Source organism: Pseudomonas sp. TKO26 (assembly GCF_003225665.1).
Lineage (GTDB): Bacteria > Pseudomonadota > Gammaproteobacteria > Pseudomonadales > Pseudomonadaceae > Aquipseudomonas > Aquipseudomonas saponiphila.
The window spans coordinates 85,466-99,164 of the sequence record NZ_QKLN01000040.1; the positions used below are offsets into that span (position 1 = coordinate 85,466).

The window sequence follows — 13,699 nt, forward strand, 5'->3', positions numbered from 1 at the left end:
GAAATGGACATTCTGGCGCCCGGCCAGCGTTGCCGGATCAGTTCTGCAGCAGTTGCCGGACCTCGGCGAAGGCCTGTTGCCGGCGCGCCTGCCAATCCCCGCGAATGATCCGATAGGCTTGCCCATGGCGCTCCAGCCACTGCCGGGTGGCGGCAAAGAAGGCCAGGCGCTGCGCCAGTTGTGGTTGGCAGCGTTGACCGTCATCGCTCCAGTCGACATCCTCCGGCGATAGCAGCAGATGCAGGTCGTAGTGGCGGGCCAGCAGTTGCGGCTCCAGCCAGGCCGGGCAATCGCCGAACAGGGTCTGGCTCCACAGCAGGTTGCTCAGCAGGTGTGTATCGAGGATCAGCAGGGCCGGCTGCTGCGAGCGCGCCTGATCCTCCCAGGCCAATTGGCCACGGGCAATCGCGGGGATGTCCGCCAGGCAGGTGTCGCGGCGTTCCTGCTCGATGAAGTGGCGCACGTACTCGCCCACCTGGATGCCGCCAAAATGCGCTTGCAACTCGGCCGCCAGCCAGCTCTTGCCGCTGGACTCGGGGCCGGTAAGGACCAGCACCTTCACGATTGCAGGGCCGGGTCGGCGCGCCAGGAGCGCCAGCCCTGGACCGCCAGCAAGGTGAACAGGGCGTAGAGGGCGGCGGTCAGGTACAGCGCCTTGTAGACGAACAGGCCGACGAAAATCACGTCCACGGCGATCCACAATGGCCAGCATTGCACGCGTTTCTGTGCCATCCACCACTGCGCCACCAGGCTGAAGGCGGTCAGGGCGGCATCCAGCCAGGGTTGCGCGGCATCGGTCCAATGGGCCATGGCCGCCCCCAGCAACAGGCTGCCCAGCGCGCCAAGGGCCAGGCCCTGGAGCAGGCCGCCGGTCTGCAACTGGCTGACCGGGCGCCCCTGATGCTGATCGCCACCCCGGGTCCACTGCCACCAGCCATAGAGCTGCAGCACGGCGTAAACCACCTGCAGGAGCATGTCGGAATAGAGTTTGACCTCGTAGAAGATCCAGCTGTAGAGCAGCACCATGACCAGGCCGATGGGCCAGCACCAGGGGTTCTGCTTGACCGTCAGCCAGACGGCGATCACGCCTAGCGCAGCGGCAAACAGTTCAAGCCCGGACATGGCGGTTCCTTGGGGAAGTGGAGGAGGGGGCGGATTGTACCCAGACTCGGCCCCGGACGTTAGCCCGGAGCCGCGTAACCCGTGGCGACTAGACGCGGAACTGGCGCAGCAGGCCGTTGAGCTGCTCCGAGAGTTCCTTGAGGTGCCGGCTGGCGGCGCTGGAGTGCTGGGCGGCCAGTGCCGTGCCCTGGGACAGGCCCGCCGCCTGCCCGACGTTGTGGTTGATGTCCTCCACCACATGGGCCTGTTGCAGGGTGGCGCTGGCGATCGAGGCATTCAGGCCGTTGAGGGTGCGCAAGGCCTGGCCGATGGCGTTGAGGCTGGTGCCGGCCAGCCCGGCCTGTTCGATGGTCGACTGCGAGGCCCGGCTGCTGTCGCCGATGACCTTGACCGCGGCTTCGGAGTGACTCTGCAGGCGTTCGATCATGCCCTGGATTTCCGCGGTGGACTGCTGGGTGCGCTGCGCCAGCAGGCGCACTTCATCGGCCACCACGGCAAAGCCCCGGCCCTGCTCCCCGGCCCGTGCGGCTTCGATGGCGGCGTTCAGGGCCAGCAGGTTGGTCTGCTCGGCGATGGAGCGGATCACCTCCAGCACGCTGCCGATCTGGGTGCTTTCCGTCGCCAGGGTGCGGATCACTTCCACGGCCTGGTCGATGGTCGTGGACAGCTGATCGATCTGCTGCAGGCTGCCGTCGATGTTCAGCTGGCCCTGCTGGGCCTGGGCTTCGGCTTCGCGCACTTCGCTGGCCGCGTGCTCGGCGTTCCTGGCCACATCCTGCACGCCGCTGGTGACCTGGCTGATGGCCGCGGCCACCTGCTCCATCTGCTGGGACTGCTGCTGACTGCGTTCCTGGGCCTCGCTGGCGTTGCTGCCCAGTTCGCTGGATGACTGCTCCAGGGCCGCAGCGCTGGACTGCAACTGGGTGACCACCCCGCGCAGCTTGGCGGTGAAGCCATTGAAGTGCCGGGCCAGCTCGGTGACTTCGTCCTGGCCGTGGGTATCCAGGCTCCGGGTCAGGTCGCTTTCACCGCTGGCGATGTTGGCCATGGCATGCACCGTCTCGCGCAGCGGGCTGACGATGCTGCGCGCGATCAGCACCACCAGGACGGTCATCAACAGGGCGATCACCAGGCCAATCGAAGAGGCCTGCAGGACCTGGGCATAGAACTCCTGCTGCAGGTCGTCGATGTACACCCCGGAACCGATGATCCAGCCCCAGGGCTGGAACAGCTGTATATAGGAGGTCTTCTGCACTGGCTGCTCGGCCCCGGGCTTGGGCCAGCGGTAATCCACCATGCCGGCGCCCTTGGCCTTGGCCAGGGCGACCATTTCGTTGAACACCTCGAAGCCGTCCGGATCCTTGACTGCCGCCAGGTTCTGTCCGTCGAGCTTGGGGTTGGCCGGGTGCATGATCATCACCGGCGTCAGGTCGTTGATCCAGAAGTAGTCGTTCTGGTTGTAGCGCAAGCCGCGGATGGCTTGCAGCGCCTGTTGCTGCGCCTGTTCGCGGCTCAGGCTGCCGGCGGCCTCCAGGCCCTGGTAATAATTGAGCACCCCGGCGGCGGTCTGTACCACATGCTGGGTTTTCTGCGCCTTGGCCCGGTACAGGTCACCGTGAATCTGCCCGAGCATCATCACGCCCAGGGTCACCAGGGTCAGCACCGCCACGATCAGGATCAGCCACAAACGCTGACTGATGGACATCTTGCGCAAGCTATTCATCATCCGGTCACTCCTGGTTCTTGTACTTGTCATGAAAGGCCGTGAGCATCCAAGCACGCCAGCCTTCGAGCGCCTACCCTACGGAAGTCCAATAACATCGCGGTGTATTTTGCGCCTGTCTGCTAGGATTTCGGCGTCTTCGCGCAAAACCTGAACCTTTCTGCCTTTTTCACAGAATTTTCATGGGCTTGTGTTGAACTTGCGGCCGGGAAAATTTCACCTGCGCCGAGCGCATTGCTTGAATCGACTACTTAAAAAAGAGGCATGCCTGGAGCATTGCCTTATGGGGGATTGATGGATCTTTGGAGCGCCGCACAGGCATTGATACTCGGGATTGTCGAAGGGCTGACCGAGTTCTTGCCCATCAGCAGTACCGGACACCAGATTATTGTCGCTGACCTGCTCGACTTTGGTGGCGAGCGGGCGATGGCCTTCAACATCATCATTCAGCTGGGCGCAATCCTGGCCGTGGTCTGGGAGTTCCGGCGCAAGATCCTGGAGGTAGTGATCGGCTTGCCGAGCCAGCCCAAGGCCCAGCGCTTCACGGTCAACCTGCTGATCGCCTTCTTCCCGGCGGTGGTGCTGGGGGTGATCTTCGCCGACCTGATCCACGCCTATCTGTTCAATCCCATCACCGTGGCCACGGCCCTGGTGATCGGCGGGATCATCATGCTCTGGGCCGAGCGGCGCGAGCATCGGGTGCACGCCGAAAGCGTGGACGAGATCACCTGGAAGGACGCACTGAAAGTCGGCTGTGCCCAGTGCCTGGCGATGATCCCCGGGACTTCGCGCTCTGGCTCGACCATCATCGGCGGCCTGCTGTTCGGCCTGTCGCGCAAGACCGCTACCGAGTTTTCGTTCTTCCTGGCCATGCCCACCATGGTCGGGGCCGCGGTGTATTCGGGCTACAAGTACCGGCACCTGTTCCAGCCCGACGACTTTCCGGTGTTCGCCATCGGCTTCGTCACCGCCTTCATCTTCGCCATGATTGCGGTCAAGGGGCTGCTGAAGTTCATTGCCAGCCACAGCTATGCGGCATTCGCCTGGTACCGTATCGCCTTCGGCCTGCTGATCCTGGCGACCTGGCAGTTCGGCTGGGTCGACTGGACGGCGGTCAAGTCGTGAAGAGTTCCGGCCACGCAGCGCAGCCGGGCGGCGCTGCGCGCATTCGCCACCTGAGGTTCAAGCTGCTGGTGCTGGTCCTGCTGTGTGCCTTGCCGTTGTTCGGTTCGCTGTCGTTGTGGTGGCGCGGGATCTCGATCGTGCCCCTGGTGGCCTACGGCGCGGTCAGCCTGCTGACGTTCCTGTGTTACTGGCACGACAAGCGTCAGGCCCGGGCCGAGGGCCGGCGGATTCCGGAGAATGTGCTGCACGCCCTGGAGCTGGCCGGCGGCTGGCCCGGGGCCTTGCTGGCCCAGCAACTGTTGCGGCACAAGACCCGCAAGCTGTCCTATCAGACCTTGTTCTGGCTGATTGTGGCCTTGCATCAGGTCTACTGGATCGACCGGCTGTTCCTGGAAAACAGCCTGCTGAGCCTGTTCTAGAGCAGCAGCCCGACCTGCGCCCGCTTGGGCAACTTGCCCACCACCAGTTGATGGGAGCGTTGCAGCAGTGCCCGGAGTTCTTCGGCACCCAGGGGGTAGGGCGTCTGCATGATGATCCAGTGCGCCCGCGCCAGATAGGGCGCCGGGGCAATACCCGGACGGTCGACATGGCCGAGAAACAGCTCCTGGTCGACCTTGAAGGCCAGGGAGCTGCCCCGCAGGTTCTGCAGGGCGAACATCTTGCTGCCGGCAATCGAGAACACGCGCACACCGCCCCATTTGTAATCCTCTCGCGCTCCGGGCAGGTCCAGGCAGAATTGCGCCACTTGTTGTTCAGTGAGGATTGCGTCATTCACAGCAGTCTTTCTCCACAGCCTTCGAAGGATTCGCTCAGGTGCTCGATCCAGGCCCGCACGGCCGGCAATACACCGCGGCGGTGAGGATACACCGCCTGCAGCCAGCCGCCAGGCAATGACCATTGCGGCAGCATCTGCACCAGTTGGCCGCTGGCCAGTTCGGCCTCGCAATACAGCATCGGCAGGACAGTGCAGCCCAGGCCGGCGAGGGCACAGGCGCGCCGCATGATGAAGTCGTCGTTGCCCAGGCGCGCTTCCAGGGCCAGGTCGCAGGTGTTGCCCTGTTGGTCCAGCAGCCGCAGGTGCACCAGCCGATCGGCCTCCAGGGCGCCGAGGATAGGCACCTGCCGCAGGTCTTGCGGATGCTGCACCGGGTGCTCCTTGAGGAAGTCGGGACTGGCGACTATTGCGGTTTGCGCGCGGCGCAGGCGACGGGTCACCAGTAGCGGATCTTCGTCACCGTGTTCACGCACCCGCAGGGCCACGTCGATGCCTTCGGTCACCAGGTCGACACGGCGGTTGAGCAAGAGCATCTCCAGCTGCACCTGGGGGTATTTCTGCAGGTAGCTGCTGACCAGCGGTGTCAGCAACTCATGGGCCAGCCCCACCGGACTCGACACCCGCAGGCGTCCTCGGGGTTCGCTGGCCATGCTGGCCACGGCTTCGTCGGCCATTTCCGCTTCCAGCAACATCGCCTGGCAATGGCGCAAGTAACGCTCGCCCACGGCGGTGAGCTTGAGCTGGCGGGTGGTGCGTTGCAGCAACCGGGCCTTGAGCCGCTCTTCGAGTTCGGCGATGCGCCGCGACAGCCGCGACTTGGGGATGCCCAGCACACGCCCGGCAGCGGCGAAGCCACCGGCTTCCACCACCTTGGCGAAGTAATACAGATCGTTGAGGTCTTGCATGAGAGGAGGGCTCGATTGTCCTGCTGATGGGACGAACTATCGCATTTATAGCGGCTAATCAGCTATTGAATTCATCTGTAGGATTGCCCACATCTGATCGCCCAGTGGCGGTCCTCACTTGGAGATCCCAGATGAAACTCTTGCATATCGATTCCAGCATCCTTGGTGACAACTCGGCCTCCCGCCAGCTGAGCCACAGCGTGGTCCAGGCCTGGAAAGCCGCCCAGCCTGACGTGACAGTGACCTACCGCGACCTGGCCGCGGACGCCATCAGCCATTTCTCCGCCGCCACCCTGGTGGCCGCCGGCACCGCCGCCGAACTGCGCGACGCCGCGCAGCAGCACGAAGCCCAGCTCAGCGCCCAGGCCCTGGCCGAGTTCCAGGCTGCCGATGCCGTGGTGATCGCCGCGCCCATGTACAACTTCACCATTCCCACCCAGCTCAAGGCCTGGATCGACCGGATTGCCGTGGCCGGCCAGACTTTCCGCTACACCGAAGCCGGCCCGCAGGGCCTGTGCGGTGGCAAGAAAGTGATAGTGGTTTCCACTGCCGGCGGCCTGCATGCGGGCCAGGCCACAGGGGTTGCCCACGAGGATTACCTCAAGCTGCTGTTCGGTTTCCTCGGCATCACCGACATCGAGTTCGTCCGTGCCCACGGCCTGGCCTACGGCGAAGAAGTGCGCAGCAAAGCCCTCAGCGATGCCCAGGCGCAGATCAGCGAGCAACTTTTCGCCGCCGCGTAAGACTTGTGTAAAGACGCTTTCCTGCACGGCAGGCGGCACTAGACTCTGTATTCTGATCACTGTTTGAAGTGATCAGGATACGGAGTTTTTTTATTGGTGGTTTTCAGTGTTTCTGGCCCAGGTTATGCACGTTTGATGATCAGCGCAGTGATACTTGCGCGCTGTGCATTCCGAGTGCTGGGCCGATCTCGCTGCAAGGCCTTGGCGGCAAGGGATAGCAGAGGCAAAGCGCTTTCTCGATCCAGCGGCAAAGGTGGGCGTGTCATGAAACGTCTTGGTGCAGTGTTACTGATCTGCCTGCTCGGCAGCCTGATATCGGTGCAAGCCGCCCCTGGGCCACATCCGCACTGGAGCGTCGGTTTCCATGAGATGAGCTTTCTCGATCCCCTGGACCTGCAGCCGATGCGCGCCATCGCCTTTTATCCTTCCACCGGCGTCGAGCACGCCAGTGCGCTCGAAGGCTACAAAATCGCCGCCTCGCGGGATGCCAAGATCGCCATCGGCCGCTTTCCCATGCTGATGCTGTCCCACGGCAACACCGGTACGCCCCTGGCCCTGCACGACCTGGCCACTTCCCTGGCGCGCAAGGGCTTCGTGGTGGTGGCGGTGATTCATCCCGGTGACAACTCCAAGGACCACAGCCGCCTGGGCACCTTGAGCAATCTCTATGGGCGGCCGATCCAGATTTCCGAAGCCATTACAGCCACCCTGGGCGATCCGATGCTGTCGCCCTTCGTCAATGCCGACCAGGTCGGGGTGATTGGCTATTCCGCTGGCGGCGAGACGGCCTTGATCCTCTCCGGCGCCACGCCCGATCTGGATCGCCTGCGGCGCTACTGCCAGGAACGCCCCGATGATCGCGATGCCTGCAATACCCGGGGCGAGCTGATCGTCGACCGCGACGACCTGCAGCCAGTGGCCGATCCGCGAGTGCATGCGCTGATGCTGATGGCGCCCCTGAGCCTGAAGTTCGGCCGCCACACCCTGGCCGGGGTGCATGTGCCTGTGCTGCTCTACAGCGGCGATGGCGACCAGCTGGTGGCCCTGGACAAGAATGCCGCGGCCCTGGCACGCAAGCTGCCGGTGGCTCCGGACTTCAAGCTGCTGGCCGGCGCCGGGCACTTCGTGTTCATGGCGCCGTGCACCGCCGAGCAGTTGGCGGCCATGCCGGCCCTGTGCACCGACGCCGACGGTGTAGATCGCGAAGACATTCATCGCAACCTGATTGCCGAAGCCGGTCGCTTTTTTGCCGATACCCTCGGCCGCCCAAGCCGGGCCGGGATGCAGACCGCCGACCAGTGACTCAGCCGTCGGCCCGGCGCTTGAGCAGCAGGGTCAGGCCCAGGCCGGCGAGTGACAGCAGGGCGGCGCAGAAGAAGATCCAGGCATACCCCAGGTTCAGCGCCACGGCGCCCATCAGCGGCCCGGCAATCGCCAGGGCCAGATCGAAGAACACCGCATAGGCGCTCAGGCCGGCACCGCGGCTGCTGTTGGGCACTTGCTTGATGGCTTCCACCCCCAGGGCCGGGTACACCAGCGACAGGCCGCAGCCGGCCAGTCCGGCGCCCACCAGCGCCCAGGCAGCGGACGGCGCCAGCCAAAGCAGGACCAGCCCAATAGTCTCGATGCACATGCAGGCAATGGCTGCGGCAAAGCCGCCAACCCGGCTGATGCTGGAGATGAACAGCAGTCGCGCACAGATGAAGCACACCCCGAACACCGTCAGGCAATAGGCTGCGCCGGTCCAGCCACGACTCAGGTAGAACAGGGTGATAAAGGTGGTCAGCGTGCCGTAGCCGATGGAGGCCAGGCACAGGCTGGTCCCGAACGGGGCAATGCGTCCGAACACCGCCCAGAAGGCCAGGCGTTCACCGCGAATCACCGGCACCGAGGGTTTGTTGCGGATCAGCAGCAGCGCCAGTACCGCCAACAGCGACAGGGCGATCCCCAGGCTGGCGAACCCGAACTGCTGGACCATTGCCACCCCCAGCGGCGCCCCCATGGCGATGGCGCCATAGGAGGCGATGCCGTTCCAGGAAATCGAGCGTGCGGTGTGCTCCGCGCCCACCTGTCCCATGCACCAACTGATGGTGCCGACCCCGATCAGGCCCTGGGCCACGCCCAGCAGCAGGCGTCCCCCCAGCAGCACGCTCAGGCTTGCCAGCGGCCAGTCTTGCAGCAGCACCGAACCCAGGGTCAGCAGGCCGCTGAGCAAAATCCCCAGCAAGCCGTAGATGATCGAACGCTTGGTGCCCACGGTGTCCGACAGGCGCCCGGCCATGGGCCGGCTGAGCAGGGTGGCCAGGTACTGGGCGCCTATGACCAACCCGGCAATCAGAGCACTGAAACCCAGCTGTTCATGCACATAGCCCGGCAGCACCGCGATTGGCAGGCCGATGCAGAGAAACGCAATGAAGGTATAGAAAACGATGGCAACGATCTGCAGGGTGATCGCCATGGAGCTTTGAGCGGGGCTTTGTGGCTCTGGCATGAAGGCTCGTTCGCGTGCGGCGGTTAGAGATCCGCATCATCGCGTGGCGCGATTATAAAAGGAAGCAGGCTAACGATCTTTCCCCTCCGCCTCGTAGGAGCTGGCTTGCCAGCGAAGGCGTTCTCAGGGGCAATGCCGACTCAAGGGCCTTTTCGCCAGTTCAAGCCGGCTCCTACGAGAGGGGAGTGTGCATACAAAAAAGCCCCGTCACATCGGACGGGGCTTTCTTCTTGCCGCTTACAGCTTGCCGCTGCCTTTAGAACATCACGCCCTGGCTGCGCAGGTAGTCGTCGTAGGTACCGCTGAAGTCGGTCACGCCGCTCGGGCTCAGCTCGATGATGCGAGTGGCCAGGGACGAGACGAACTCACGGTCGTGGCTGACGAAGATCAGGGTGCCTGGGTAGTTTTCCAGGGCCAGGTTCAAAGCCTCGATGGATTCCATGTCCAGGTGGTTGGTCGGTTCGTCCATCACCAGCACGTTGGGCTTTTGCAGGATCAGTTTGCCGAACAGCATGCGACCTTGCTCACCACCGGAGATCACCTTCACCGACTTGAGGATCTCGTCGTTGGAGAACAGCATGCGGCCCAGGGTGCCACGGATCATCTGCTCGCCCTGGGTCCACTGGCCCATCCAGTCGAACAGGCTGACGTCGTCTTCGAAGTCGTGGGCGTGGTCCTGGGCGTAGTAGCCGATTTCCGCGCTTTCAGTCCATTTCACCGAACCGGCGTCCGGGGTCAGCTCGCCCACCAGGGTGCGCAGCAGGGTGGTCTTGCCGATACCGTTGGGGCCGATGATCGCCACGCGCTCGCCGGCTTCGACGGTGAAGCTGAAGTTCTGGAACAGGGTCTTGCCATCGAAGCCCTTGGACATGCGCTCCAGGGTCACCGCCTGGCGGTGCAGCTTCTTGGTCTGTTCGAAGCGGATGAACGGGCTGACCCGGCTCGACGGCTTGACTTCGGCCAGCTGGATCTTGTCGATCTGCTTGGCCCGGGAAGTGGCCTGCTTGGCTTTCGAGGCGTTGGCCGAGAAGCGGCTGACGAAGGTCTGCAGTTCGGCGATCTGGGCCTTTTTCTTGGCGTTGTCCGACAGCAGCTGCTCGCGGGACTGGGTCGCGGCGATCATGTACTCGTCGTAGTTGCCCGGGAACAGGCGCAGCTCGCCGTAGTCCAGGTCGGCCATGTGGGTGCAGACACTGTTAAGGAAGTGCCGGTCGTGGGAAATGATGATCATGGTGCTGTTACGCGCCGTGAGGATGTTTTCCAGCCAGCGGATGGTGTTGATGTCCAGGTGGTTGGTCGGTTCGTCCAGCAGCAGCACTTCCGGATCGGAGAACAGCGCCTGGGCCAGCAGCACCCGCAGTTTCCAGCCTGGAGCGACTTCGGTCATCGGGCCGAAATGCTGTTCCAGGGGAATGCCCAGGCCCAGCAGCAGTTCGCCGGCGCGGGATTCGGCGGTGTAGCCGTCCATCTCGGCGAACTCGGTTTCCAGCTCGGCCACGGCCATGCCGTCTTCTTCGGTCATTTCCGGCAGCGAGTAGATGCGATCGCGCTCGGCCTTGACCTTCCACAGCTCCTCGTGACCCATGATCACGGTGTCGATCACGGTGAATTCTTCGTAGGCGAACTGGTCCTGGCGCAGCTTACCCAGGCGCACGTTGGGTTCCAGCATGACCTGGCCGCCGGACGGCTCAAGGTCGCCGCCGAGGATTTTCATGAAGGTCGACTTGCCGCAACCGTTGGCGCCGATCAGACCGTAACGGTTGCCACCGTTGAACTTGACCGAAACGTTCTCGAACAGTGGCTTGGCGCCGAACTGCATGGTGATGTTAGCTGTGGAGATCAATTACTTACCTACCAGTGATTTAGCGCCGACCTTGAATCCACAAAGCGCGATCTGGAGCCTTCCAGGTCGGGCCGGTCTGAGTGTGGAGCTGAGCCAGCGGGCGTACGTCGAGCGCAACATTCCGGCGCCAGGGCCGGGTTGCTGAGCAAAAAGTGCGGGGTGCGTGTTGGAATTTGTGCGCATTGTCGCATATGTAAACGAGCAGTTGTATGACGCTCGGGTAGGGAATTTAGCCTGGGAGGGCGATGCTCAGTGGTCGCCGGCCCCGTTGCAGGCAGGAATCAGCGTTTGGATAAAGGCCTGCAGCTGCGCGGCGGCCTCTCGCGGCGCGGCCTGGAGCAGGCAGTGGGGACCGTCGATGTCCACCAGGCGCGCATCCGGGCGCAACTGCCTGACCAGGGCCGCCGCCGAGGCGGGCACCAGCCGATCGCGGGAGGCCCGCAGGTATGACACCGGCACCGAGGTTTCCCTCAGGGCCCGGCGCGCGTCCACCGCGATCACCGCTTGCAGCCGGGCCTGCAAGACGCGCGGCGCCACCTGGGCAATGGCGGCCGCCAGTGCCTGGCGCAGCGATGGCGTGGAAAAACCGCCGAGCAGCAGGGCATCCATCGGCCAGAAAGGCAAGCGCCCCATGGGCAACAGTCCAAGCAGCGGCGCCAGGGGCGCCAGCGCCGGCCGTGGGTTGCGCACGAAACTGCAGCACAGCACCAGGCCCAGCAGTCCTGCCGGACGCCGGGCGGCAATGCTCACCGCCACCGGGCCGGAAAACGACTCGCCCAGCAATACGAACGGGCGGTCCGTCGGCAGTTGTTGCCATACCCGTTCCACCAATGCGCAGTAGTCCAGCACCTGATCGGCGGGGTAATCCAGCACTTGCACGGGCAGGCTCGGGTCCAGGGCCTGGCGCAGCGGGTCGAACAGGGTGCCGGTGCCATCCATTCCCGGCAGCAGGACCAGGGTTGGTGAAACAGTGAGGGCGATCAATGGCGCTGTCCTTGCGGGGTGGAAGGGAAGTGGGCGGCGCGCAGCATAGCGCAGCCATCTGCTCGACACAGCCCGCAGGGGCAGGCCAGAGGGCTGCAGAGGGTTTTGTTGAGCTGAATCAAAACCTCACGCGATACCCGCAATTTTCTACAGAAGTCGCGCAGCTTTTCACAAATTTGAGTTAACCCTTGGTTACAAACTGTGGCTAAAATGCCAGCCGACGGCCAGATGCCGAGGGTCGGATCGGCGATGGAAACCTTCGCCGATCACGCTTTTTTCAACTCAGACGCTGCCATTTGCCTTTGGCCCACCGGGCTCGCAGGGCGCAGCATGTTCTCTTCTGACGTGTGACGATTTCCGTGAAACTCATCATTGCCGCTGCATACGTTTTATCCATTGCGTACGTACACCTGCGGGGGCGCGTGCGCCATAAACTGGGACGCCAACTCAGCGATCACTCGACCTTCCTGGCGCCCATCAACTGCTTCCTCTATCTGTTCTCCAAGTTTCCCAACCGGCCCTACCTGGACCCGGCCGACTTCCCCGAGATGAACAAGCTGCAGGAACACTGGGAAGAGATCCGCGCCGAAGGTCAGCAGTTGCTGCAGGCCGGGGAGATCAAGCGCTCGGACCAGTACAACGACGTGGGTTTCAACTCCTTCTTCAAGACCGGCTGGAAGCGCTTCTATCTGAAGTGGTACGGCGACAGCCACCCTTCGGCGATGAAACTGTGCCCGCGCACCACCGAGCTGGTGCAGAGCATCGGCTCGATCAAGGCGGCGATGTTCGCCGAGCTGCCACCGGGTTCGCGCCTGGTGCGCCACCGCGACCCCTATGCTGGGTCCTACCGCTATCACCTGGGGCTGTCCACGCCGAACAACGAAGGCTGCTTCATCGAAGTGGACGGTGAGCGCTATCACTGGCGCGACGGCGAAGCGGTGATGTTCGACGAGACTTACATCCACTACGCGGAAAACACCACCGAACAGAACCGCATCATTCTGTTCTGCGATGTCGAGCGACCGATGAAGTATCGCTGGGCCGCCGCGTTCAATGGCTGGTTCAGCCGCACCGTGATGTCTGCTGCGGGTTCGCCCAACGATGCCGGGGACAAGACCGGTGGCCTCAACCGCGCCTTCAACAAGCTGTACAAGATTCGCCTGCGGGGCAAGGAGCTGAAGAAGCGCAATCGCACCCGCTACTACCTGGAAAAGTGGGCGATCTTCGCCGCCTTGCTGCTGCTGTTCATCTATATCTGACTGGCTCCTCCCGCCTCTTGGCCTGCTCCTGCATCTGGAGGCGGGCCCGCGTAGGGGCTGGCTTGTGTAGGCGCTGGCTTGCCAGCGAAGACGCCGGCCTGGGCGATGCCGGGCTCAGCGGCCTCTTCGCCGGCCAGCCGGCCCCGACACAGCGGCGCCTCATGCGGGCCGCGGACATCGGGTGTTACAGGTTCTGCAGGATTATTTAATTAACAAAGCCGAACCCTGGGCGTAGCGTGGAATCGTATTCGATACCTTGTCGCTCCTCAGGAGGCTTGTCATGAACAGTCTGGCTCGCGGCTTTGCCGCATTGATCACGCTGGCTTGGGCCAGCGGCACTGTCTGGGCCGCCAGCCCTGAAACGCCTCCTTTCAAAGCGCTGCCCGGTTCCGTGCAACTGGCGCAAAACCTGCCCAACAGCGGCAACAACGATCCCTACAGCAACCCCATTCGCCGGGCCAATCCCAACAGCATGCAGGGCACCCGGAGCGCCAGTCCGCCGGTGCGCGGCCCCAGCACCGCGCCCATTGGCCGGCCGCCTAGCCTGGAGAATGGCGGTATCGGCAATGGCTATCCCCGTGGCGGGGTGCAGCGGCCAAACCCCGATCCGCGGGTGCAAAGTCCCCGAAGCAACGATAGCGACAACAGCAACCGGCGCTGAGCTGTCTTGCTGGATGGGCGGCCGCCGCCGCGCGGTTCGCCAGGGATTCTCTTGAGCCATAGAAGGAA

General features: G+C 63.6%; 14 protein-coding genes. 6 read left to right on the forward strand and 8 right to left on the reverse strand.

What is annotated here, in order from left to right:
* Nucleotides 1-37: 37 nt before the first annotated feature.
* The 3 genes from DNK59_RS29225 to DNK59_RS29235 all read right to left on the reverse strand — a co-directional run bounded on the left by DNK59_RS29225 (nucleotide 38) and on the right by DNK59_RS29235 (nucleotide 2,845).
* Nucleotides 38-562, reverse strand: coding sequence for an AAA family ATPase (locus tag DNK59_RS29225; protein ID WP_110725554.1), 525 nt, complete (start codon nucleotides 560-562; stop codon nucleotides 38-40).
* Entirely contained in the window at nucleotides 559-1,122 is a 564-nt protein-coding gene (pnuC, locus tag DNK59_RS29230; RefSeq protein WP_110725555.1) for a nicotinamide riboside transporter PnuC, read from the reverse strand. The genes DNK59_RS29225 and pnuC overlap by 4 nt, the downstream gene beginning before the upstream one ends.
* Nucleotides 1,123-1,210: 88 nt before the next feature.
* On the reverse strand, nucleotides 1,211-2,845 hold the full coding sequence (locus tag DNK59_RS29235) for a methyl-accepting chemotaxis protein (RefSeq protein WP_110725598.1): 1,635 nt from the start codon (nucleotides 2,843-2,845) through the stop codon (nucleotides 1,211-1,213).
* A 294-nt stretch (nucleotides 2,846-3,139) separates the two neighbouring features.
* Here DNK59_RS29235 and DNK59_RS29240 point away from each other — a divergent pair, with 294 nt between their 5' ends.
* Nucleotides 3,140-3,970: an undecaprenyl-diphosphate phosphatase gene (locus tag DNK59_RS29240; RefSeq protein WP_110725556.1), complete on the forward strand. Its 831-nt coding sequence runs from the start codon at nucleotides 3,140-3,142 to the stop codon at nucleotides 3,968-3,970.
* The gene (locus DNK59_RS29245) at nucleotides 3,967-4,389 is read left to right on the forward strand and encodes a DUF1294 domain-containing protein (protein WP_110725557.1); all 423 of its coding nucleotides are present in this window, start codon (nucleotides 3,967-3,969) and stop codon (nucleotides 4,387-4,389) included. The genes DNK59_RS29240 and DNK59_RS29245 overlap by 4 nt, the downstream gene beginning before the upstream one ends.
* On the opposite strand, the gene DNK59_RS29250 is transcribed toward DNK59_RS29245, so the two are convergent.
* Entirely contained in the window at nucleotides 4,386-4,745 is a 360-nt protein-coding gene (locus DNK59_RS29250) for an MmcQ/YjbR family DNA-binding protein (protein ID WP_244168878.1), read from the reverse strand. The genes DNK59_RS29245 and DNK59_RS29250 overlap by 4 nt on opposite strands.
* Nucleotides 4,742-5,650: a LysR substrate-binding domain-containing protein gene (locus DNK59_RS29255; protein ID WP_092314708.1), complete on the reverse strand. Its 909-nt coding sequence runs from the start codon at nucleotides 5,648-5,650 to the stop codon at nucleotides 4,742-4,744. The genes DNK59_RS29250 and DNK59_RS29255 overlap by 4 nt, the downstream gene beginning before the upstream one ends.
* Nucleotides 5,651-5,781: 131 nt before the next feature.
* Between DNK59_RS29255 and DNK59_RS29260 the strand changes: the two genes are divergently transcribed.
* Entirely contained in the window at nucleotides 5,782-6,393 is a 612-nt protein-coding gene (locus DNK59_RS29260) for an FMN-dependent NADH-azoreductase (RefSeq protein WP_110725558.1), read from the forward strand.
* A 264-nt stretch (nucleotides 6,394-6,657) separates the two neighbouring features.
* Complete coding sequence (locus DNK59_RS29265) at nucleotides 6,658-7,695, forward strand: dienelactone hydrolase (RefSeq protein WP_110725559.1); 1,038 nt, start codon at nucleotides 6,658-6,660, stop codon at nucleotides 7,693-7,695.
* A gap of 1 nt (nucleotide 7,696) precedes the next feature.
* Here DNK59_RS29265 and DNK59_RS29270 read toward each other — a convergent pair whose 3' ends face one another.
* The 3 genes from DNK59_RS29270 to DNK59_RS29280 form a co-directional block, all read right to left on the reverse strand.
* Complete coding sequence (locus DNK59_RS29270; RefSeq protein WP_110725560.1) at nucleotides 7,697-8,884, reverse strand: MFS transporter; 1,188 nt, start codon at nucleotides 8,882-8,884, stop codon at nucleotides 7,697-7,699.
* Nucleotides 8,885-9,140: 256 nt separating this feature from the next.
* On the reverse strand, nucleotides 9,141-10,727 hold the full coding sequence (locus DNK59_RS29275) for an ABC-F family ATPase (RefSeq protein ID WP_016965368.1): 1,587 nt from the start codon (nucleotides 10,725-10,727) through the stop codon (nucleotides 9,141-9,143).
* Nucleotides 10,728-10,976: 249 nt separating this feature from the next.
* Nucleotides 10,977-11,780, reverse strand: coding sequence for an alpha/beta fold hydrolase (locus DNK59_RS29280; RefSeq protein WP_371920326.1), 804 nt, complete (start codon nucleotides 11,778-11,780; stop codon nucleotides 10,977-10,979).
* Nucleotides 11,781-12,070: 290 nt separating this feature from the next.
* Here DNK59_RS29280 and lpxO point away from each other — a divergent pair, with 290 nt between their 5' ends.
* Together lpxO and DNK59_RS29290 are read left to right on the forward strand one after the other, a co-directional pair.
* On the forward strand, nucleotides 12,071-12,970 hold the full coding sequence (lpxO, locus tag DNK59_RS29285) for a lipid A hydroxylase LpxO (RefSeq protein ID WP_092314718.1): 900 nt from the start codon (nucleotides 12,071-12,073) through the stop codon (nucleotides 12,968-12,970).
* 280 nt (nucleotides 12,971-13,250) lie between these two features.
* A complete protein-coding gene (locus DNK59_RS29290; protein WP_110725562.1) occupies nucleotides 13,251-13,631 on the forward strand; it encodes a hypothetical protein in 381 nt (126 codons plus the stop codon).
* Nucleotides 13,632-13,699: the final 68 nt, after the last annotated feature.